This window comes from Cytobacillus sp. (assembly GCF_964223445.1).
Classification (GTDB): domain Bacteria; phylum Bacillota; class Bacilli; order Bacillales; family Cytobacillaceae; genus Cytobacillus.
In genome coordinates this window covers 65,114-83,919 of record NZ_CAXQGS010000038.1, presented here as the reverse complement: position 1 = coordinate 83,919, position 18,806 = coordinate 65,114, and the positions used below count along the sequence as shown (strand labels likewise).

Below are 18,806 nucleotides of genomic sequence, written 5' to 3'. Positions count from 1 at the left end.
CCTTGAAAATGTTTCTTTATTGTATTTTAATCAAACAGACATTAAAATAACTATCATACTAACTTCACAAAGCCAATAGTTCGATGATAACCAGCCGATTTTCCAAATCGAAGACGGAAAAACGGCTTTTTCCTATTAAACACATTTATTCTATTATTTTTGAAACATTTTCATGCTGTTTACGTACTTATATTTAAGGAGAAAAGGAGGTGCGGATGTGTTGAACACTCAATCTACATATCAAGGGAAGTTTCTTTTTTTATTTTTTATTCTGATGGTTTCACTATTTTTAATAACCGGCTGTGTAAAGCCGGAAAAAGCTGAGATGAAGCAGAAGATGAATCAAGAAATTGAAATCTCTGAATCGTCCGCACCACCTGATAATGCTGAAAATAAGAGTGTTAAGCCTATCCGGATTAAAGAAGGGGAATTTCAGGGAGCAAATGGCTGGCTCAGCGATAACAAAATTGTTTACACTGTAAATGAGGGAGCAGCTTCCAGGGTTTTTTCCTATAACCTCTTTTCAGGCGATCAAAATCTGCTCTATGAAAGTTCACATCCGATTGCTTCCGTAACGGTCAGCCCAGCTGGCAAATACATTCTGATTCGAACGTCACCAGGCACCTATGAAGGAACTTTAACCGTTATAAAAGCAAATGGGAAAGCTGTTTGGGAGAAAAATATTTCAGGCTTTGACTTCGCTGTTGAGTGGAACCCTTATCATGAAGAATCATTATTAATTGCTTCATTTACTGAAGACTGGGATTTTACTTCCTACCATATCGACATTGCAAAAGGTACATCAGAAGAATTAAACTTAAGGGAGCCTTTTGCCAAATGGGGGGATTCAAATCATCTTTTCTTCCTTGATTGGGACAATGAAAATCCGTCACTTTTTGCACCGCTGGTTAAACAATCTATTGAAGGAAATAATGAAACCCAGGTTGAGACAGACATTTTTCAATTCGATTCGGCCAAAGACAGGTTCATGACCATCACTGTGCCAGCAGATCAGTCAGACCAGGCTATGTATACTTTTATGGATAATGATTTCAGGAAGTTATCTTCAATCTCAGTACCTCATTTGACAAGGTTTTCGGATTGGCTGGTACCGTATTATGACTGGACTCCTCAGGGAATCATAACTTTTCAGCCGTTGTATAGCGCTGAAAGTGATATGTATGCAGGCGGATTTCAGCTTATATCAGTTGACAGTGAAACAGGAGATAAGGAAGTGCTTCTGGAAGATATGGAAAATGCGCCGCTCAGCTGCTCACCCAATGGTACAGCCTGTTTAGCGGGTTTTTATCTCGAAGAATTAATAATGACCGACAGAAGAGAAGTCTTTCGGTTAATAGAACATAATGATAAATCAAGTTAGATAAAGGAGTAAAAATATGGCTATTGCAGACGTTACAGTCATTCCAATTGGAACCGAAACGCCAAGTGTCAGCAGTTATGTGGCAGACATTCAGCGTGTATTAAAAAAATATGAAGAAAGCGGCAGAATCCGATTTCAGCTGACACCCATGAATACTATTATTGAAGGGGAGCTTCCTGATTTGTTTGAGGTCATCCAGGCAATGCATGAAGTCCCTTTTGAAAAAGGCCTAATGAGGGTGGCGACCAATATTCGCATTGATGACAGACGTGATGTTAAAAGGAAAATGGAAGAAAAGGTACAAAGGGTTGAAAGTCAGTTAAATGGCTAAAAATAAAAGGGCTGCCCATTGAGGGAAGCCCTTTTATTTCTTTAAGATTGAAGCCTAGTGAACAGCAGGATATCCACTGTTAATTATGGTCATTACAGAGAACCATCCGAAAACGGCAAGTGTTCCTACAGCAAAAACCAAGCCAAGGAAGTTCTTGTTTTTCAGTGCGCTAAACGCACCAAAAGCTGCAAGAACTGCGACTAATGCAAAAATGATTGGTAGTCCCATTAAAACAGCCCCCTTTATTTCGTGATCAGCAGGCAAAAGCCAGATCAAAATCATTCTTCAGGTTATATACCCATTATGTAAAACCCAAGTATATACATTCGTCCTTTATTTTATATTTTTTTCTTCTATTTGTCGAGGTCTAAAAATGACACTTGTATGTCATATGCTTCAGCAATGCCGTTTATTAAATCCTTTAAGTGAAGTTCTGAAAAATAAACCAATGGCATTTCTTCTTCTTTTGCCGTAAAGACTAAATGTTCCTGAAATTGATAGACAGCCATCCGTATATCTTCCGCACTGCCCCCGGTTATAGTAAAGGCGCTAAGGAGCTCAGTGTACAAGCAGAATCCGCTGTCTGTTTCTACGGCAAAGTCATCAAAAGTTTCTCCCTTTACACCAGATTTTATGTAACAGAGGGTAAAAAATTCTTCGAACAGCCCGGCTTCGGCAAGTATACTTCTTGTAAATTCTGTATGAGCCATCTGCTCAAACAGAAAAGTGCTCTGCTGAAAATCGAACAGTTCAGTCTCTTTTTTTATTAGATCCATGAATTCGGGCACATCTTGAATAATATAGCTGGCTTCAACGCCATAAAGGATTTTCATCTTATTCTCCTTTTGCAGATTTAAGGCATTCCATTCTGATATAGTGTAAAATAATAAACAATTAATCCAACACTGGGAGGTGTAAGCAATGGAATGGAATCAGATCCCTCTTGGCCCATTGCAAACAAACTGTTATGTTCTTTCAAATAAAAATAAAGATTGTTTAATCTTCGATCCGGGTGAAGAGAGCAGAAAACTAAGCGGTATTATTGAGCAAAAGGGACTAAATCCTTTAGCTGTAATTCTTACTCATGCCCACTTTGATCATATTGGCGCTGTAGACGAAATACGAGATGCATTTTCTATTCCTGTATACATACATGAAAAAGAAGCAGCGTGGCTTCCAGATCCAGCCTTAAACGGTTCTCACCTTTTCAAAATAGGCAAGCTTATAAAAGCAAGGACCGCCGACCATATTATAACAGGGGAACAAGAGTTGAGCATAGGTGAATTTAATTTGAAAATTCTAGAGACGCCAGGCCATTCTCCCGGCAGTATTTCGCTGTATTTTAAAGATGCTGATCTCGTGGTTGCCGGTGATGCGTTATTCAGCGGGAGCATCGGACGCACAGATCTGCCGGGCGGCAATCATCAGCAGCTTCTTGAAAGTATACATAATAAGCTCTTAACATTGCCTGAAGAAACAGAGGTACTGCCCGGACATGGACCGGTTACGACAATTGGACAGGAAATGGATTCCAATCCATTCCTGAATGGGTTCTGAATGAAAAATAGAAAAGCCCTTCTCCAATGAGAAGGGCTTTTCTGGGGGATGTTTTATTCATATAAAATGGGAGGGGATATAGTTAAGCTACTACCCTAACAATATAACAGAGAAAACACTATGTCAATAGTGAAAACAGTGATCAAAACAGAAGAGCTGGCTGTATCCAATAAGCTAGAATTTTTTATAAAAGGGAGTTCTTATGCGGGATTTTTTTATGAATTTTATAAAAAATACTCCTCAACAAATGATCAGCTATGCTGAATATATCCAGCAGGCTCTGTATCATTCCGAATATGGTTATTATATGAAAAATACACCAAAAATTGGGCCTGGAGGAGATTTTATAACAAGCAGCAACATTTCTGATATATATGGAAGGACCATTTCAAAGTGGTTTTTTCAGAAGGCGAAGGAGTATAAGCTGCCTTTTCAGGTCTGCGAAATAGGGGGCGGAAATGGGCGTTTCGCCAGAGCTTTCATTGATGAATGGAATCTTATTGCTGATGAAGAGCTTCATTACTGCATTCTTGAAACAAGCCCCTATCATAGGAAGCTGCAGCAGGAACAGATTGCATTTTCTGATCATATCAGGCAAATAGTTAGCTGGGATGAAATTACCCCTTTTTGCGGAATGATTTTTTCAAATGAGCTGTTTGATGCCTTGCCCGTACATGTGGTTGAAAAAAGGAATGATCAATTGCATGAAATTATGGTAACCATAAAAGAAGGGGAGCTTGCAGAGAAAGCTGTGCCATTAACAAATGGAGATATTTGCTTATTTCTTGAAGAAAGCGGTTTGTCACTTAGCAATGGCCAAAGAATTGAAATTCCTCTGCAGATGGAACAGATGATCCAGAGCTTGTCTGCTGCTCTGGATAAAGGCATTGTATTGACTGCCGATTATGGATATACAGATGGGGAATGGCAAGAGCCGATGAGAAGGGATGGAAGTCTCAGAGGTTATTACAAGCATTCTTTAATCAATAATGTACTGGAGCACCCAGGAGAGATGGATATAACCAGCCATATCCACTTCGATTCCCTGATCCGCATGGGAGAAAAGGAAGGGCTGAATTTCCAATTTAAAATGAGGCAGGACGAATTTTTGCTGTCTGCAGGCATTTTACAGGATCTTGAAGATCATTATGATCCTAACCCGTTTTCTCCTATCAGCAAAAGAAACCGGGCAATCAGAAGTCTGATTATGCCTTCAGGCATGAGTACAGCATTTCATCTGGTACTTCAGGCAAAGAAAATATGAGAAAAATAAAAAAGCGATGGATTCATCGCTTTTTTATATCGGCTGTTAGTGGCCGCCCGCGCCAGGAGTCATCATAAATGTTGACCAATAAGTGAAGCCTACGAAGAAAACGGTTAAGTATGCTCCAAAAACATAAATATACATACGTTCGGAAAGCTTTAAGTAGCTTAAAAGCAGGAAAAATCCTGTTTGGCCGAAGAAAATCAAGGACGTTGTATACATATCGCCAAGGTAAAACATAACGGCGAAAATTCCCGTCCAGAAGCCTAATACTCTGTACATACGATCCATATGTATCCCTCCTTTTACCCTTACAAGTCCATCACTACAATATTATAAAGTAAATGCTCAATAAAAGTAAATAATGGTTTCAAAATAGTCCAGAAAAGAACAGGAAAAAACGTTATGCTTTTTGAGCTTGTTTTTGCCCGGTTCTTTTTCAGGGTGTTCTTTAGTTCCCAACAATTGCATGGTAGGAGCATGCTTCACACCCAGTCAGCATATTTTGCTTTTCCACCAGCTGAATAGAATCAAACAAACTTTCAAACATACCCTTCAAATATTCATAATGCATATTGCACACAGGCTCTGCTTGCCGAGCTGCAACCTCTTTAAATGGGCAATTATAAATTTGGAAATAGATAATGGTCTTTTCGTCATTTGCATCAAATTCAGGGTGAAAGCCTGACATATCAGCAGCATGCTTTAGGATGTTTAATTTCTGGTCAAAGGTAAGTTTTTCTGTGCCTGCAAATCTTTTAAGCTCTTGCTGGATCAGTTCTCTGCCAAATTTCTTTCCTGTCGAATATAGTGCCGTTCTGCCTTCTTCACCTAACTCCAGCATTGTCTCCATGGCTATTTTGGCAAGCATCTGATAATCCCTGTAAGGAAAATACAGCTGAATTACATCATCAGATAACCGATATAACCGGCTTGGCCTTCCGCCTTTGCCTGTTTTTTTTGTTTCAGATACAAGCATATTGACATCTTCGAGCTTGGATAAATGCAATCTTGCAACATTGGGATGAATGCTGAAATTATCTGCAATCTCCTGTACGGTCACATCTTTATGTCTTTTCGTAATGTATTGATAAATATAATAGCGGGTTGGATCGGATAACACATTAGTTATTTTTAATGTTTGCTCCATTTATTGTCACCTCAAAAGGGTAAATTATTCCCGAGGTCATCAGCTGTCATTTATATGATTGAGCTGGCGCCTTCCTGGCCTGCTTCCATTATAATACAGTCAATTGAGGTTAACACTGTAATCACTATAAGTTTAGAAAATGTTCACAAATGAAGTTTAATTACTTATACAATAATGTATACATTACTTATACAAATAATGTACAATGAGTGTGGAAATACTAAATTTGTGAGGTGAAGAGGTATGAGCCAATTGACATTTTTCACATATCCCAGCTGTACTTCCTGCAGAAAGACAAAAAAATGGCTGACAGCACATTCAATTGATTTTGAAGAAAGGCATCTCTTCAGGGAGACTCCATCACCAGGAGAATTACTAAAAATCCTTTCCTTAACAACAAGCGGACTTGACGAGCTGCTAGCGACCCGCAGCCAAACCTTCAAAAAACTGGAACAGAACCTTGAGGAATTATCTTTATCGGAAGTGGTGCAAATGGTAATTAAGGAGCCAAAACTGCTGAGGAGGCCGATACTGACAAACGGATATAAAATTGTCATAGGCTATAATCCGGATGCATTTAAGAAGATTGCGAAATAGATTTTAAGAGGAATGCGAATATAATGCGCATTCTCTTTTTTTGAAGTGAAAAAGGAAGGAACATCTGGTGTCCTTCCATGATTACTGGGCTAGCAGGATTCGAACCTGCGCATGACGGAGTCAAAGTCCGGTGCCTTACCGCTTGGCTATAGCCCATCGATTCATTTGGTACACTTTTAGTATGAAAAGAATGAAATAATTTATTCACAAATTCGTCAAAAAGTATTGCCGGAATATGGAGGTAATGCTCGGGATTAGTCGAATAATAATCTATAACAATTGAAAAAGGTGGTGCAAAAGTAGTTGAGTTTAATTGAAAGAATGGCAGAAAGGATTATTAAAGACGCAGTCAGAAGCCATGCTTCCGACATCCACATTATTCCCCGAAAAAAAGACACACTGATTCAGCTGAGGTTCGGCAGCCAATTGACCCCCAGGCTGTATCTCCCCAAAGAAGAGTGCGACAGACTGATTTCTCATTTTAAATTTACTGCTTCGATGGACATTGGTGAAAAGAGGCGGCCGCAAAGCGGTGCCTATTCTCTGGAAGTAGATGGACAAAAGATTGGACTGCGATTTTCAACCCTCCCATCAAGCCACAGTGAAAGCCTCGTTATCAGAATTTTGCCCCAGCAGGAACAAATTCCTTTTTTTCAAATCAGCCTTTTTCCAGACATGACCAGAAAAATGCTTGCATTGCTGAAGCATGCTCATGGATTAATTATTTTCACAGGCCCAACCGGAAGCGGAAAAACCACAACATTGTATTCTCTGCTGAATGAAACCTCCCATATGTTCCATCGCAATGTGATCACCCTGGAAGATCCGATTGAAAATGAGAATGACTTGGTCCTTCAAGTTCAAGTCAATGAGAAAGCGGGCGTATCTTATTCCGCAGGCTTGAAGGCAATCCTTCGCCATGATCCCGATATCATTATGGTGGGTGAAATCAGGGATGCTGAAACTGCGAAAATTGCAGTTAGAGCAGCGCTCACAGGTCACCTTGTGTTAAGCACGATGCATACTCGGGATGCTCAGGGGGCTGTATATCGTTTAGCTGAGTTTGGGGTGAATATGATGGAAATTGAGCAGACCCTAGTGGCTGTCACGGCTCAGCGTCTTGTCGAATTGAATTGCCCATATTGTGAAGGGGAATGTTCTCCATTCTGCTATGGATACGGCAGATGGAAAAGGGCAAGTGTTTTTGAACTTCTTGCAGGAAAAGCGCTTAATGCCTCCATAAAGAAGGCAAGAGGTGAAATCAGCCTTGTTAAGTATCGCACTCTTAAAGAGGTAATAACTAAAGGGATTGTTCTTGGATACATAAAGGAAACTGAGTACAGCAGGTGGGTGCACGACAATGCAGAAACATAAATGGACCATTCAAGAACAGGGTTTGTTTCTGAAAAATACAGGTGAACTGCTGTCCAGAGGGTACCCTTTATCTGAGGCACTGGAATCACTGATGCATCAGCTGCCGCCAAAAAGAAAACATGAAATCAGCCAGTGCCTCTCTCAGTTGAAAGAAGGCTTTCCTTTTTATCAAATCCTTGCAGACATGAACTTTAATAAAAATCTGATTGGCTATGTTTATTTTGCTGAACAGCATGGCGGCCTTGCTTCCGCATTTCTTGAAGGAAGCGAAATGGTGCTGAGAAAAGGAAAGGACATTGAAAAATTGCAAAAACTGATGGCCTATCCTATTTTCCTGATGTTCATTACCGCATTCCTATTTGTTTTCGTTGATAAAGTCCTGCTGCCCCGTTTCTCTTCCTTATTCGTTTCCATGCACCTTCAGCCAAATTTCTTCACAAAAGCCGTATATTTGATTGGGGACCTTCTCCCATTGTTCATTCTGATTGTACTCGTCGTTTTAGTCACTTTGCTTATATACTATTTTTTTAGATTCAGAAAACTTTCCCCTATCCAGCAAAAGAAAGTCATGGTAAAAATTCCTGCAGGAGGCCATTTTCTTCGCCTTTACTACACTCATTTCTTTGCTGTACAGCTCAGTCACCTTTTAAATGGCGGCCTATCCATACATGAGGCGTTTAGTCTTTTTGAGAAAAATGATAAGCAGCCTTTTTACAGTGCCCTCGGTGAAGCCGTGAAAATCAAACTCCGTGAGGGGAATAGGCTTGAGGATATACTAATGAGATATCCTTTTTTTGAAAGGGAATTGGCCAATATTATAATACATGGTCAAAAAAATGGCAGGCTGGACCAGGAATTATCTTTTTTCAGCAGTCACTGCCTAAAAAAATTGGAGGAAAAGACAGAAAAACTCCTAAAAATGATTCAGCCTATTTTATATATATTTATTGGGTTTTTAATTGTCTCAATGTATTTGGCGGTTCTGCTGCCTATGTTTCATCTATTGGAGGGATTTTAATGAAATGGCGCATAGTAAAGAACAATGACAAAGGGTTCACACTCATTGAAATAAATAGGGGTAATAACCCCCTGAAGTTAATTAGTTGCTTTTTTAGTCCGGTGCCAGGCGTATGGATCTGGATCAATGGGGATAGCTACCTCAAGAGGAGCTCCTCTTAAATTTGATAGCAGCACTAGCCGATCCATGTAGAGAATGGCTTTAGGAAAAAGATCACCAAACATTTTCGCTTTCTGTAAGGGAGTAAATTCTGCTTCAAAGTTTTCCGCAGCTTCTAATGCTTCAAGTACTAAATCATAAGACCAGGACTCGTTTTTTAACAACTCTAGCTTTGCTTTTAAAGGCTGGATGATTTGTTTTATATTATCGATTTCATTTTCTATTTCAAATTGTTTTTTCGTTAATTGTTCTTTGGAAAAAGGGCTATCTAAGAATAAGTCGAGTAAATTGTCTAGTTTTGCTTGTTGCTTGGTCAGCTGGCTCTCGTTTGCCTTCAACTGCTTTTCTAATATCTTGATTTCAGATTCATCTTGGTTAAGGTCGATGTATTTTCTTGCTGTTTCTTCCGACAGGAGAATTTCCTTTATCGCCTGCATGATATTGTTTTCGAAGCGAATAGTGTTAATACTGATGTCACAAACAGACTGATCCTTCATTCTCACTCTTCTGCCGTGTTTTAAATAATACCTTGGTGTTTTACTGGTCCCGTGTTGGGATAGTAATACTTTTCTGCCACATTCACCGCAAGTAACTGCAGTTCTTCTGAGAATATGAAGGTCATCACGCTGCCGGCTCGTAGCCTTAAACTGCTTACTGCGTTTTTCCCTTTCCTTCTGTATTTTTTCCCATGTATCCTTTGATCTAAGCGGTGGATAAATATCGTCCAGCGTAATAGTTTCCCCGTTTGAAAAGGTTTTTTCCATGACACCGTGGAAAGCCTTTGAGATAAGACGCCGATGAACTAATGTTTCATTCCATGGCGTGCCTGATGGAGTCTTAGAAATTTTATTTAATTCATCACCAATGGACTTCATCCCCAGCTGCTGATTTAAATACAAATCATCAATCATAGGTATAACCCAGGACCATTTATCATCGATTTCATACTCCTGTGTTTTCTTATTAAAAAGATAACCGATAGGTGCTTTTCCCCATCCCTTTCCTTCTCTCATACGCTGGCGCTTTCCCCGCATCATTCGGCGGACAATCGCCTTTTTTTCGCGTTTGGCAATAAGGTTTTTGATATCGCTGATGAACTCCTCATCCTCATTGGAGAGATCTACGATATGTCCAGGTTCAGCTATCTTGACACCATTATCTCTCAAAGTAGATTTTAAGTATTCCCAGGCTATAGTGTCCAGCCTGGAAAGACGGTCCTGGTCGATACAGAGCACTACATCGATTCTGCCTTCCTCGACTAGATCCAGAAGAGCATTTAGCCCCTGCTTGTCCAGTTTGCCTCCTGAATCAACGTCTTTGAACTCCTTAACGATAGTCCAGCCCTGCGAGTTTGCATAGTTGGTCAACTCCGTTCTCTGGGCAGAAAGGGAGTAGCGGTCTTCTTGCAACTTTGTACTCACGCGATAGTACAGTGCTGTTCTCATTTTTTTTCACCTCTTCTATTCTTGCGCACCTACTCATTATAAAGTGAAGATGGGACAGACAATGAATCCAATTTTATGAAATAGAGTTCTTTTAGTTCCTGATATTTTCAATGATCATTTTCATTTGGAGCAAATGTTCAAGATCGTTTATGTTAATGACGAATCTTCTGACATCGTATGGGTCAACATCATATTGGTACAGCATCTCCTTGACGCTTTTCAGATTCACACAAAAGTCATTAGGCATTAATGGGTTCAAAAATAAATCTTGATAGAAGACAGGGGCGTCTGTGCTTAATTCCCGGTACTCGCTATAGGGAACTAAATCAAACTCTGCATCAATCGAGAATTCTTTAAATTTGCTACTCCATTTTACATCCCTTTTATTTAGGTGGATGGCATACCAGATAGGGACGACTTTGCCTTCGGATTCCGTGTAATAGACTATATTTCTCTTAACCTTCTTTTCTTTAAAACTAAATTCCTCAATCTCTTCAGAGGAAAAAAGATCTTCGACATGGGGATAACTACTTGAAGCGTTACCGGTTGGAACCTCTAGTTGCGGATAAAAATATTCCAAATCCGTTCGTTCAGTTTGTGATTGAAAAATTCTTTGCTTTATTTGCTCAAAACGCTTTCTTGCAAGTTTTGAACTCACTTTAAAGGTATTTTGAATCATTAAAACAATTTGATACTCATACTTTGGAAGTTCCAGATCCTTTAACATGAAAAACGGAATGGCTGCGTACATCTGAAATTGATTTGCCTGAAATTCCTGTAATTCCCGAAAAGGTTTATTGGGCATATTGAACTGATCCCCACAATGGAGAGCGGTATGTCCAAATTCATGAAAAAAAGTTTCTCTCTGATTCTCTTCCGAAGCATCGGATTTGAGAAATACTAATGAGTCATCTTCATCCCAGATTGCATTTTGAGGACCTTCAGGAAGTGAGTACTCGACATTTATGTTGAATGCTTTTGCCACTCTGTGAATGTCCAAATCTGCTGAGGTCAAAATACCCTTTTCTTTATACATTTCCTCAATTTTTCTCTCCAGCTCAGTTGGTTTGTACATTTGAAACACTAGATAACCTCCCAGGTAAGCAATTAGTCTTGGTTATTTCAAATTATAAGAGCATATGTTCTATTTGGCAATAAAAAGAAAATGCCCAGTTATTGGACATTATTTTAATTCTAAGGCTGCTTTAGCGGTTTTGGCTTCAATATAAAATTCATCAAGCTTTTCTTTTCGCTCGCCATCATCCCATATATCGTCTGTTGCATGGTCAAATGACATGAACATCATTTCTATAGAGTGGTGGATGGCTAACGTTTTTTCAAACTCTTCTCTGCCCAAATCATCCATGTTATCGATTTTCTCGTCCCAATAGGTATCCAGATCCTCAATCTTTGTATATTCAAATGAGGTGAGCTTCCTATCTTCTTCGTAAGCCTTCATCATGACTTCATAGGCATCCAAATGCTCACTATATAATTTTTGATCTACCCCCGCTGGATTAGTAAAAAACATTTTGTAGACAAGGAAAGCACAGAACAGAATAAAGACAATTCCAATTACAGCCATAATCGGCTTCTTATTTCTCAATGAAGCTAAATTTGTTTGTTCTTGCACCTGGCATCTCTCCCAAAAAGGACTTTTATTATTTATTGTTCCGTTTCTTAATTCTACGATATATTTCCAATTGGGTTTCAAGATATTCTATTTCTTCTTCAGTTAAATTCTCGAAATCGTGAAAAGCTACATTTACTTTTTGCTTTTCGTTATCTGATTTTTCTTCTTTATTATCATCAAGATATCCCGCAGCCTTTAATAAGTCATCATAGTCATGCTCGTATGCTTTGGCTAATGCTTTTAATGTGTCCGGAGTTGGGCTTATAGGAGTATCCGTCCCAGGACGCTTACCGATTTCTATGTACCTGATATAAGAATGGCTTAACCCACTTAATTCTGAAGCTTCTCGATAGCTCAGATTTTTATCTTTTCTTAATTGTCGAAGTAAAGTACCTATATTAGACATGGCTGAATCCCCTTGTAAAACGTGTTTAACTTTATTGTAAAACAAATATCAGAAAAATTTTGTAAAACATGTTGACTTACTGTAAAACATGTTTTATATTAATAATTGTAAAACGCGTTGCACATGATAATACGCAAGAGAGGTGATGTAATGAAAACAACCTTAGATTTTTTGCTTGAAAGTCATGGCTTATCTAAATCCCAATTAGCTAAAGAACTTGGCGTTACTCGTCAAACTATAATCAGGACTGCAAAAGGAAATACGCCATCATTAGAATTGGCGCTGAAAATAGCAAGGTACTTTAATAAGGATGTATCTGAAATTTTTTTTATCCCTAGTGTACAACATGTTGAACATAAAGGAGAGATGAACTAACTCACCTATTATTCCTATTGATACTGAAAGCTATTAGAGAAAGGTGGCTTTTTATGATTGATTTCCCAATTGACCCTGAGTTTTTAAAGAAGCGCAAAGCGATCCCTGAAAAGATAGCTGAGCTTTCTTATAAGAACGAGCAAGAGGCAATTAAGTATATGCGGATCTGGGGAGAGAAGGCCATGCCAATTACCGAGCTGTTTGATGAGCTAGTGGTTGCTTTGTCTGAAGAAGCAGGTTAGCTGATTTAAGGCTGAATGGCCTTCTCTTTTTAGGCACGTTGCAGTTTTTGGTGAACGAAATCAGTAATAAAATTTCATAAAGCTGAGTAGGGGGCCTTAACATGTTTGGGATTGGGTGTTTTGGAATCGTATTTCTTGCCCTGTTTTTCATAGGGTTTGCAATCGGTAAGGCAACGGGGCTAGCAGAGTAGCTGGAAGGAGGTGTTGTGTTGAAGATATATGCAAATTTTGAAAATGAAATGTGTGAAGTGTTACATTATCAAAATTCAAAAAGCTTTGTTGTTTTGAGATCTCCATCAGAAGGAGTCTTGCAGGCGCAGAAAAACCAAATTGAAATTGTCGGATTCAGAAACGGCAAAGGCGATTCAGGGGAATTAAAAATCCTGAATGATTAATCCGCGCAACTCTTTTAAGGAGGTGAGGAATTGGAAGTTGAAAATCCTATGGCAAGTCCAATTATAGAGAATGATCATTTCGGGACTGATGCTTGTGGGGAAGAAATTATCACGGGGGATACGGTTCTGGAATATGACGGGGAACTCGTGCTGGAAACAAATGCTGCTGATTTTCTAATCAAGATACTCGGGGCAAAAAGAAAAGTTGCTGGCTTAGATGAATAAAGTAGCCGGCGCAAAAACTCGAAGGGAGAAACGAGAAATGAAATTGAAAGCAACTGGAATTGTAAGAAAAATTGATGAGCTTGGCCGTTTGGTAATACCGAAGGAAATCCGCACTGCGCAGAATTGGAAAGAAGGTTCTCCGATGGAAATCTTCATGTCTGAAGAGGGCATGGTGATCCGCAAGTTCCAATCTCAAGAAAGTGATCAAGGTGTCATCCTGAAAGAACTTGATGCTCTATTGCAAGTTACATCTCCCAAGGCTGCAGAATCCATTCGGAAAGCAATGGTGTACATTCAACAAAATTAAAGACTCGTGCTGCAACACGAGTCCAGATAATACTTAGCTTACTGCCATTATAGCATGAGGGGGAGGAATTATGAAACACGGTAGGCGACCTACTTTAAAACAAAAACGAGTCATGTTAGCGGCTGAATTAAACCCGAATAAATGGCTGGTTGTTAAAAACCTTCCTCAGCATCTTAGAGTTGTTCATCGAGAAACCGGAGAGGAAAAATCCATTAACCAAATCTAGGAGGATATTAAATTATGAATATTACTGTTGAAATAAAAGCTCCAGAATTAGCAAATGCCATTCTTGCTTTAGCAAGTGCGTTAGGAAATGCAACTCCAGCTTCTCATGTTAAGTCTGAAGGCACTCAAGCCGTTCAGGTAGATCAAACACCACAGGCACCACCAAGTCAGTCAGAACCAGTGCACATGGCACCGCCACAGCAGGCTCCACCGCAGCCAGTTCCAACTGCTGTCCCTGTAGCACAAAATCAAGCACCTCAAGCTCCACCAGTCGCTCCACCACAGCAGGCTGTACCAACGGCTACAGCTTCATATTCAATGGATCAGCTGGCTGTAGCTGCTACTCAGCTGGTGGATGCGAATCGAAGAGATGATTTACTGCAGCTGTTAGCTTCATTTGGTGTCCAAGCACTCACAGCATTGCCAAAAGAACAATACGGGGCATTTGCTACAAAGCTTCGTGAAATGGGTGCAAAAATATGACCAAAACGATTTCCCATTCTGATAGGGCACACGCATTACTCTCTGCGAGTGCCTCCCATCGGTGGCTTGCATGCACGCCGAGCGTAAGACTGGAAGAGCAGTTTCCCGACTCTACTTCTGAATACGCAGAGGAAGGAACGCTGGCCCATGAAATTGCAGAGCTGAAGCTTCGAAAACATTTTGTCGAGCCGATCAGTCAGAGAGCATTTAATACCCGACTTAACAAAATGAAAAAGCATGAACTGTACCAGGATGAAATGCTTAAGCACACAGATACCTATCTGGAATATCTGCAGGGAATCGCGATAAGTCTTTCAGCTGCTCCATACGTGGCAGTGGAGAAGAGAATAAATTACAGCTCTTATGCTCCTGAAGGCTTTGGCACAGTGGACTGTTTGATCATCGGTGGAGAAACCCTTTATGTCACTGATTTCAAATATGGAAAAGGTGTAGCTGTTAGTGCAGAGGACAATCCGCAAATGAAGCTTTATGCATTAGGTGCCTTTCTTGAATACAGTTTTCTCTACCCGATCAAGGAAATCAAGCTGGCCATCATTCAGCCAAGATTGAACAGCATTTCTGAATTCATCCTTACCGTCGAAGAACTTTTATCCTGGGGTGAAGAAATTAAGCCGGCGGCTAAAAAGGCATTTGATGGAGAAGGGGATTTTGTTCCTGGAGAACATTGCAAGTTTTGCCGGGCTAAAGCTAAATGCCGTGCTAGAGCTGAAGAATTCAGCGCACTTGCGGATTTTACTTCTCTAAAGCCTCCTTTGCTGACGGATGAAGAAGTTGGACAGATGTTAGAGAAGGGCCAACATGTTGAATCATGGATTAAAGCACTGAAAGAATATGCCCTTGCTGAGTGTTTGAAAGGTAACAATATATCCGGCTGGAAGGCAGTTGAAGGCCGAGGCACAAGAGCATATGCGGACATTGACTCTGCATTTAATCACCTTAGAGTAAACGGTGTGGATGAAGCAATCCTTTATGAGCGTGTACCCTTAACGGTTCCGAAGCTTGAGAAAGAGCTTGGTAAAAAAGAATTTAGAGAATTGCTTGAAGAAGCAGGTCACGTTGTTAAATCTGCAGGCAAGCCGACTCTTGCTCCAATCAGTGATAAGAGACAGGCAGTCGGGAGCCCAGACGCGTCATCTGATTTCCAATAAGGCAGAGAGGAGGAACCGATTGATGGAAGTGATTCAAACAGTCAAACTCGACCGAAGTGAAATAAATACCGCATTAGAAGATTATCTTGCTAAACAAGGATATCAAGCAAAAAAGATATCATTTGAATTTAGTGAAAATCATTTCAGTAACAACAAGTCAGTCGTCGGTGCAGAGATTATTGTTACTAAGTCCAGTGTAGGAAAGGTATATACCGATGGGTGAAATTGCTGATTATTATGCTGAACAGTATGCCATGGGAAATTGGGGAATGCCAAATAACTCAAAACAAAGGAGAAATGACCAAATGACAAACCAAAATCCAACTCGTGTAGTAACAGGTGAAGTACGCTTTAGCTTCGTGAATTTATTACAGCCTCGTGCCAATCAAAACGGTGGAGAACCAAAATTCAGCACTACAATCCTTGTTCCTAAATCTGATGTGGCTACAAAGCAGCGTATCGATGCGGCCATCGAAGCGGCAAAGCAAATCGGTAAATCAAAGACTTGGAATGGAGTTATACCTCCGATGGTTAACATCCCGATCCACGACGGTGATGGAGTAAAGCCATCCGATGGAATGCCTTTCGGCGAAGAATGCAAAGGGCATTGGGTCTTCAGCGCTTCAACAAAAGCAGATCAGCCGCCAAAGATTGTAGATGCCAACATGAATCCAGTTTTAGATCCGACTGAAATCTATTCCGGAATGTATGGAAGAATTGCCGTGAACTTTGCACCTTACACTCACTCAGGAAAGAAAGGCATCGGATGCTACATCAGCACCAACGTTCAAAAAACTCGAGACGGGGAGCCTTTGGGAGCCGCAGCTCCAGCGGCAACTGATGACTTCGGCGGTGGCCAAGCACCTCAGCAGCCGCAATACCAGGCTCCGCCTCAACAAGGTTACGGTCAGCCACAACAAGGTTATGGACAGCAACCTCAATACCAGCAGGCACCGCCACAGCAGGGATACGGTGCACCTCAGCAACAGCAGTACCAGCAACCTGCACCACAGCAACCGGCACCTCAGCAATTTGATCCGATCACGGGCGCACCAATTGGCGGCGGCGTGTACGGGATATGATTCACACTTTAAATATCGACATTGAGACTTACAGCAGTGTGGATATTAAGAAAGCGGGGCTGTACAGATATGTACAGTCTCCCGACTTTCAAATTCTGCTCTTTGGGTTTTCGGTCAATGGTGCGCCTACTCAAATTATCGATTTAGCCCAAGGAGAGGAAATTCCAAACTATATATTAGAAGCACTTTGCACAGTAAGCGTCATTAAAAAAGCCTACAATGCTGCTTTCGAATGGTATTGCCTTAGCAAGCATTTTGGATGGGAACCGAAGGCATGGATTAATCATTGGCGATGCACCATGTTCCATGGATTGTATTGCGGTTATACAGCGGGATTAGGTCCAACAGCTGTGGCACTCGGACTGCCCAATGACAAAAGAAAAATGAGTATGGGTACGGCTTTAATTAAGCAGTTTTGCACCCCGACCAAACCTACAAAGAAGAACGGCGGCAGGACACGAACACTTCCACACCATGAACCTGAAAAATGGGTGCTCTTCAAAGATTACTGCGTTCAGGACGTTGAGGTGGAAAAAGAGATTGAAAGACGGCTTTCATCCTTTCCAGTGCCGGAGCAGGAACAGAAGCTCTGGGAATTGGACCAGCTGATCAATGCTCGAGGCGTTAAAGTGGATCAGCAGTTAATTGACGGAGCTCTTTATGTTGATCAGGTTGCTACAGCCAACTTAACGGAAGAAGCAGTGAAAATTACCGGTCTTCCCAATCCAAATAGTGCGCCGCAATTATCAAAATGGTTGTCATCCAAAGGGGTAGAAGTTGAAAACCTTCAAAAAGAGACTGTTTCCAGTCTTGTCGAGACAACAGAAGGCGATGTGAAAAGAGCACTTGAGATACGCCAAGAGCTATCAAAAACAAGTGTGAAGAAGTACCAGGCGATGGAAATAGCAGGATGTTCTGATGGCAGGGTTAGGGGGCTCCTTCAATTTTACGGGGCTAACCGTACAGGAAGATGGGCGGGAAGGCTCGTTCAGGTTCAGAATCTTCCGAGAAATTATCTTGATACCCTTGGTCATGCCCGTGAGCTGGTCAGAGAAAAGAAGGTTGATGCTCTAAAGCTGGTATACGGAAATGTTCCTGATACCCTCTCACAGTTAATAAGGACAGCGTTCATCCCAAGTGAAGGGAATCTCCTTTACGTATCGGATTTCAGTGCCATTGAAGCCAGAGTAATTGCTTGGCTGGCTGGTGAACAATGGAGACTGGATGTATTTAATACTCACGGGAAAATCTACGAAGCGTCAGCTTCTCAAATGTTTGGTGTTCCGATTGAGCTGATTAAGAAAGGCAATCCTGAATATGATCTTCGCCAGAAGGGGAAGGTTGCCGAACTTGCATTGGGCTATCAGGGCGGTTCTGGAGCATTGATATCAATGGGAGCCTTAAACATGGGATTAACGGAAGAGGAGCTTCCCGACATCGTGAGACGTTGGAGAACCTCTAATAAACGGATTCAGGATCTATGGTACAGCCTTGAAAATGCAGCTCTGTCCGTCATGAGAGATGGTCAGCCGGCAGGTGTAAGAGGATTGATTTTTGCAAGGGAAAGCGATATTCAGAACGGATTAGATTTCCTTACGGTTACGCTTCCAAGCGGACGCAAGCTGTTCTATGTAAAACCGCATCTTGCTGACAATAATTTTGGGAAAGAAGCCATTCATTATTACGGCTTAAACCAGACCACAAAGAAATGGGAAAAGGTATCCACATACGGTGGAAAACTTGTGGAGAACGTGGTCCAGGCAATTGCACGTGATTGTCTCGCAGAAACATTAAGGCGGCTACAGGATGTTGGAATCCTTCCTGTCATGCACATTCACGATGAAGTTGTTCTGGACGAGCCGAAAGAAACAAAGCTGGAATTTATAACAGACATAATGGGGCAGCCAATCAGCTGGGCACCTGGCCTTCCATTAAAAGGTGATGGCTTTGTCACTTCTTACTATATGAAAGATTAAGGAGAGATTAGG

At 40.9% G+C, this 18,806-nt stretch carries 26 protein-coding genes and 1 tRNA gene; 18 read left to right on the top strand and 9 right to left on the bottom strand.

Going from position 1 to position 18,806, the window contains the following annotated elements; translation table 11 throughout:
* Positions 1 to 217 precede the first annotated feature (217 nt).
* Both ACEQ1T_RS05775 and ACEQ1T_RS05770 read left to right on the top strand, forming a co-directional pair.
* On the top strand, positions 218 to 1,381 hold the full coding sequence (locus ACEQ1T_RS05775) for a hypothetical protein (RefSeq protein WP_370222063.1): 1,164 nt from the start codon (positions 218 to 220) through the stop codon (positions 1,379 to 1,381).
* Positions 1,382 to 1,397: 16 nt separating this feature from the next.
* Entirely contained in the window at positions 1,398 to 1,712 is a 315-nt protein-coding gene (locus ACEQ1T_RS05770; protein WP_370222062.1) for an MTH1187 family thiamine-binding protein, read from the top strand.
* Between the two features lie 54 nt (positions 1,713 to 1,766).
* Here ACEQ1T_RS05770 and ACEQ1T_RS05765 read toward each other — a convergent pair whose 3' ends face one another.
* Positions 1,767 to 1,940 carry a DUF2759 domain-containing protein gene (locus ACEQ1T_RS05765; RefSeq protein WP_009332942.1) on the bottom strand — a complete coding sequence of 58 codons (174 nt, stop codon included), beginning with the start codon at positions 1,938 to 1,940 and terminating at the stop codon, positions 1,767 to 1,769.
* A gap of 125 nt (positions 1,941 to 2,065) precedes the next feature.
* Positions 2,066 to 2,545: a hypothetical protein gene (locus ACEQ1T_RS05760; RefSeq protein ID WP_370222060.1), complete on the bottom strand. Its 480-nt coding sequence runs from the start codon at positions 2,543 to 2,545 to the stop codon at positions 2,066 to 2,068.
* An 88-nt stretch (positions 2,546 to 2,633) separates the two neighbouring features.
* Between ACEQ1T_RS05760 and ACEQ1T_RS05755 the strand changes: the two genes are divergently transcribed.
* Together ACEQ1T_RS05755 and ACEQ1T_RS05750 are read left to right on the top strand one after the other, a co-directional pair.
* Positions 2,634 to 3,269, top strand: a complete 636-nt coding sequence (locus ACEQ1T_RS05755; protein WP_370222058.1) for an MBL fold metallo-hydrolase — start codon at positions 2,634 to 2,636, stop codon at positions 3,267 to 3,269.
* Positions 3,270 to 3,471: 202 nt separating this feature from the next.
* Positions 3,472 to 4,533: a class I SAM-dependent methyltransferase gene (locus ACEQ1T_RS05750; RefSeq protein WP_206838692.1), complete on the top strand. Its 1,062-nt coding sequence runs from the start codon at positions 3,472 to 3,474 to the stop codon at positions 4,531 to 4,533.
* A 45-nt stretch (positions 4,534 to 4,578) separates the two neighbouring features.
* On the opposite strand, the gene ACEQ1T_RS05745 is transcribed toward ACEQ1T_RS05750, so the two are convergent.
* Both ACEQ1T_RS05745 and ACEQ1T_RS05740 read right to left on the bottom strand, forming a co-directional pair.
* A complete protein-coding gene (locus ACEQ1T_RS05745) occupies positions 4,579 to 4,824 on the bottom strand; it encodes a DUF2626 domain-containing protein (protein WP_009332938.1) in 246 nt (81 codons plus the stop codon).
* 160 nt (positions 4,825 to 4,984) lie between these two features.
* Positions 4,985 to 5,683 carry a helix-turn-helix transcriptional regulator gene (locus tag ACEQ1T_RS05740; RefSeq protein ID WP_370222057.1) on the bottom strand — a complete coding sequence of 233 codons (699 nt, stop codon included), beginning with the start codon at positions 5,681 to 5,683 and terminating at the stop codon, positions 4,985 to 4,987.
* Between the two features lie 243 nt (positions 5,684 to 5,926).
* On the opposite strand from ACEQ1T_RS05740, the gene ACEQ1T_RS05735 reads away from it, so the two are divergent.
* Positions 5,927 to 6,280, top strand: a complete 354-nt coding sequence (locus tag ACEQ1T_RS05735) for a Spx/MgsR family RNA polymerase-binding regulatory protein (protein WP_370222056.1) — start codon at positions 5,927 to 5,929, stop codon at positions 6,278 to 6,280.
* A gap of 84 nt (positions 6,281 to 6,364) precedes the next feature.
* On the opposite strand, the gene ACEQ1T_RS05730 is transcribed toward ACEQ1T_RS05735, so the two are convergent.
* A tRNA-Gln gene (locus ACEQ1T_RS05730) sits at positions 6,365 to 6,436 on the bottom strand.
* 147 nt (positions 6,437 to 6,583) lie between these two features.
* On the opposite strand from ACEQ1T_RS05730, the gene comGA reads away from it, so the two are divergent.
* Both comGA and comGB read left to right on the top strand, forming a co-directional pair.
* Positions 6,584 to 7,654, top strand: coding sequence for a competence type IV pilus ATPase ComGA (comGA, locus tag ACEQ1T_RS05725; RefSeq protein WP_370222055.1), 1,071 nt, complete (start codon positions 6,584 to 6,586; stop codon positions 7,652 to 7,654).
* The gene (gene comGB, locus ACEQ1T_RS05720; RefSeq protein WP_206838554.1) at positions 7,641 to 8,672 is read left to right on the top strand and encodes a competence type IV pilus assembly protein ComGB; all 1,032 of its coding nucleotides are present in this window, start codon (positions 7,641 to 7,643) and stop codon (positions 8,670 to 8,672) included. Before comGA ends, comGB begins: the two co-directional genes overlap by 14 nt.
* A 77-nt stretch (positions 8,673 to 8,749) precedes the next feature.
* Here comGB and ACEQ1T_RS05715 read toward each other — a convergent pair whose 3' ends face one another.
* The 4 genes from ACEQ1T_RS05715 to ACEQ1T_RS05700 form a co-directional block, all read right to left on the bottom strand.
* Complete coding sequence (locus ACEQ1T_RS05715) at positions 8,750 to 10,276, bottom strand: recombinase family protein (RefSeq protein WP_370222054.1); 1,527 nt, start codon at positions 10,274 to 10,276, stop codon at positions 8,750 to 8,752.
* 91 nt (positions 10,277 to 10,367) lie between these two features.
* Positions 10,368 to 11,351 (bottom strand): ImmA/IrrE family metallo-endopeptidase, encoded by a 984-nt coding sequence (locus tag ACEQ1T_RS05710; RefSeq protein ID WP_370222090.1) that lies wholly within the window; start codon positions 11,349 to 11,351, stop codon positions 10,368 to 10,370.
* Between the two features lie 108 nt (positions 11,352 to 11,459).
* Positions 11,460 to 11,909 carry a hypothetical protein gene (locus ACEQ1T_RS05705; RefSeq protein ID WP_370222053.1) on the bottom strand — a complete coding sequence of 150 codons (450 nt, stop codon included), beginning with the start codon at positions 11,907 to 11,909 and terminating at the stop codon, positions 11,460 to 11,462.
* Positions 11,910 to 11,937: 28 nt separating this feature from the next.
* A complete protein-coding gene (locus ACEQ1T_RS05700) occupies positions 11,938 to 12,315 on the bottom strand; it encodes a helix-turn-helix domain-containing protein (protein ID WP_370222051.1) in 378 nt (125 codons plus the stop codon).
* A gap of 150 nt (positions 12,316 to 12,465) precedes the next feature.
* On the opposite strand from ACEQ1T_RS05700, the gene ACEQ1T_RS05695 reads away from it, so the two are divergent.
* The 11 genes from ACEQ1T_RS05695 to ACEQ1T_RS05645 all read left to right on the top strand — a co-directional run bounded on the left by ACEQ1T_RS05695 (position 12,466) and on the right by ACEQ1T_RS05645 (position 18,794).
* Positions 12,466 to 12,690 carry a helix-turn-helix transcriptional regulator gene (locus ACEQ1T_RS05695; RefSeq protein WP_370222050.1) on the top strand — a complete coding sequence of 75 codons (225 nt, stop codon included), beginning with the start codon at positions 12,466 to 12,468 and terminating at the stop codon, positions 12,688 to 12,690.
* Positions 12,691 to 12,743: 53 nt separating this feature from the next.
* Positions 12,744 to 12,932: a hypothetical protein gene (locus tag ACEQ1T_RS05690; RefSeq protein ID WP_370222048.1), complete on the top strand. Its 189-nt coding sequence runs from the start codon at positions 12,744 to 12,746 to the stop codon at positions 12,930 to 12,932.
* Between the two features lie 209 nt (positions 12,933 to 13,141).
* Complete coding sequence (locus ACEQ1T_RS05685) at positions 13,142 to 13,327, top strand: hypothetical protein (protein ID WP_370222047.1); 186 nt, start codon at positions 13,142 to 13,144, stop codon at positions 13,325 to 13,327.
* Positions 13,328 to 13,357: 30 nt separating this feature from the next.
* On the top strand, positions 13,358 to 13,552 hold the full coding sequence (locus tag ACEQ1T_RS05680) for a hypothetical protein (RefSeq protein WP_370222046.1): 195 nt from the start codon (positions 13,358 to 13,360) through the stop codon (positions 13,550 to 13,552).
* Positions 13,553 to 13,589: 37 nt separating this feature from the next.
* A complete protein-coding gene (locus tag ACEQ1T_RS05675) occupies positions 13,590 to 13,859 on the top strand; it encodes an AbrB/MazE/SpoVT family DNA-binding domain-containing protein (RefSeq protein WP_370222044.1) in 270 nt (89 codons plus the stop codon).
* A gap of 70 nt (positions 13,860 to 13,929) precedes the next feature.
* Positions 13,930 to 14,085, top strand: a complete 156-nt coding sequence (locus ACEQ1T_RS05670; RefSeq protein WP_370222043.1) for a hypothetical protein — start codon at positions 13,930 to 13,932, stop codon at positions 14,083 to 14,085.
* Positions 14,086 to 14,099: 14 nt separating this feature from the next.
* Positions 14,100 to 14,567, top strand: a complete 468-nt coding sequence (locus ACEQ1T_RS05665; protein ID WP_370222042.1) for a hypothetical protein — start codon at positions 14,100 to 14,102, stop codon at positions 14,565 to 14,567.
* Complete coding sequence (locus ACEQ1T_RS05660; RefSeq protein ID WP_370222041.1) at positions 14,564 to 15,736, top strand: DUF2800 domain-containing protein; 1,173 nt, start codon at positions 14,564 to 14,566, stop codon at positions 15,734 to 15,736. Before ACEQ1T_RS05665 ends, ACEQ1T_RS05660 begins: the two co-directional genes overlap by 4 nt.
* A 22-nt stretch (positions 15,737 to 15,758) precedes the next feature.
* Complete coding sequence (locus ACEQ1T_RS05655; RefSeq protein ID WP_370222040.1) at positions 15,759 to 15,959, top strand: hypothetical protein; 201 nt, start codon at positions 15,759 to 15,761, stop codon at positions 15,957 to 15,959.
* Positions 15,952 to 16,818: a DUF2815 family protein gene (locus tag ACEQ1T_RS05650; protein ID WP_370222039.1), complete on the top strand. Its 867-nt coding sequence runs from the start codon at positions 15,952 to 15,954 to the stop codon at positions 16,816 to 16,818. Before ACEQ1T_RS05655 ends, ACEQ1T_RS05650 begins: the two co-directional genes overlap by 8 nt.
* Positions 16,818 to 18,794, top strand: coding sequence for a DNA polymerase (locus tag ACEQ1T_RS05645; RefSeq protein ID WP_370222089.1), 1,977 nt, complete (start codon positions 16,818 to 16,820; stop codon positions 18,792 to 18,794). Before ACEQ1T_RS05650 ends, ACEQ1T_RS05645 begins: the two co-directional genes overlap by 1 nt.
* Positions 18,795 to 18,806: the final 12 nt, after the last annotated feature.

Coding starts and splice junctions, on each gene's coding strand:
- ACEQ1T_RS05770 (WP_370222062.1), top strand. CDS start 1,398: ATGGCTATTGCAGACGTTACAGTCATTCCAATTGGAACCGAAACGCCA.
- ACEQ1T_RS05765 (WP_009332942.1), bottom strand. CDS start 1,940: ATGGGACTACCAATCATTTTTGCATTAGTCGCAGTTCTTGCAGCTTTT.
- ACEQ1T_RS05760 (WP_370222060.1), bottom strand. CDS start 2,545: ATGAAAATCCTTTATGGCGTTGAAGCCAGCTATATTATTCAAGATGTG.
- ACEQ1T_RS05755 (WP_370222058.1), top strand. CDS start 2,634: ATGGAATGGAATCAGATCCCTCTTGGCCCATTGCAAACAAACTGTTAT.
- ACEQ1T_RS05750 (WP_206838692.1), top strand. CDS start 3,472: ATGCGGGATTTTTTTATGAATTTTATAAAAAATACTCCTCAACAAATG.
- ACEQ1T_RS05745 (WP_009332938.1), bottom strand. CDS start 4,824: ATGGATCGTATGTACAGAGTATTAGGCTTCTGGACGGGAATTTTCGCC.
- ACEQ1T_RS05740 (WP_370222057.1), bottom strand. CDS start 5,683: ATGGAGCAAACATTAAAAATAACTAATGTGTTATCCGATCCAACCCGC.
- ACEQ1T_RS05735 (WP_370222056.1), top strand. CDS start 5,927: ATGAGCCAATTGACATTTTTCACATATCCCAGCTGTACTTCCTGCAGA.
- comGB (WP_206838554.1), top strand. CDS start 7,641: ATGCAGAAACATAAATGGACCATTCAAGAACAGGGTTTGTTTCTGAAA.
- ACEQ1T_RS05715 (WP_370222054.1), bottom strand. CDS start 10,276: ATGAGAACAGCACTGTACTATCGCGTGAGTACAAAGTTGCAAGAAGAC.
- ACEQ1T_RS05710 (WP_370222090.1), bottom strand. CDS start 11,351: ATGTACAAACCAACTGAGCTGGAGAGAAAAATTGAGGAAATGTATAAA.
- ACEQ1T_RS05700 (WP_370222051.1), bottom strand. CDS start 12,315: ATGTCTAATATAGGTACTTTACTTCGACAATTAAGAAAAGATAAAAAT.
- ACEQ1T_RS05695 (WP_370222050.1), top strand. CDS start 12,466: ATGAAAACAACCTTAGATTTTTTGCTTGAAAGTCATGGCTTATCTAAA.
- ACEQ1T_RS05690 (WP_370222048.1), top strand. CDS start 12,744: ATGATTGATTTCCCAATTGACCCTGAGTTTTTAAAGAAGCGCAAAGCG.
- ACEQ1T_RS05675 (WP_370222044.1), top strand. CDS start 13,590: ATGAAATTGAAAGCAACTGGAATTGTAAGAAAAATTGATGAGCTTGGC.
- ACEQ1T_RS05670 (WP_370222043.1), top strand. CDS start 13,930: ATGAAACACGGTAGGCGACCTACTTTAAAACAAAAACGAGTCATGTTA.
- ACEQ1T_RS05665 (WP_370222042.1), top strand. CDS start 14,100: ATGAATATTACTGTTGAAATAAAAGCTCCAGAATTAGCAAATGCCATT.
- ACEQ1T_RS05660 (WP_370222041.1), top strand. CDS start 14,564: ATGACCAAAACGATTTCCCATTCTGATAGGGCACACGCATTACTCTCT.
- ACEQ1T_RS05655 (WP_370222040.1), top strand. CDS start 15,759: ATGGAAGTGATTCAAACAGTCAAACTCGACCGAAGTGAAATAAATACC.
- ACEQ1T_RS05650 (WP_370222039.1), top strand. CDS start 15,952: ATGGGTGAAATTGCTGATTATTATGCTGAACAGTATGCCATGGGAAAT.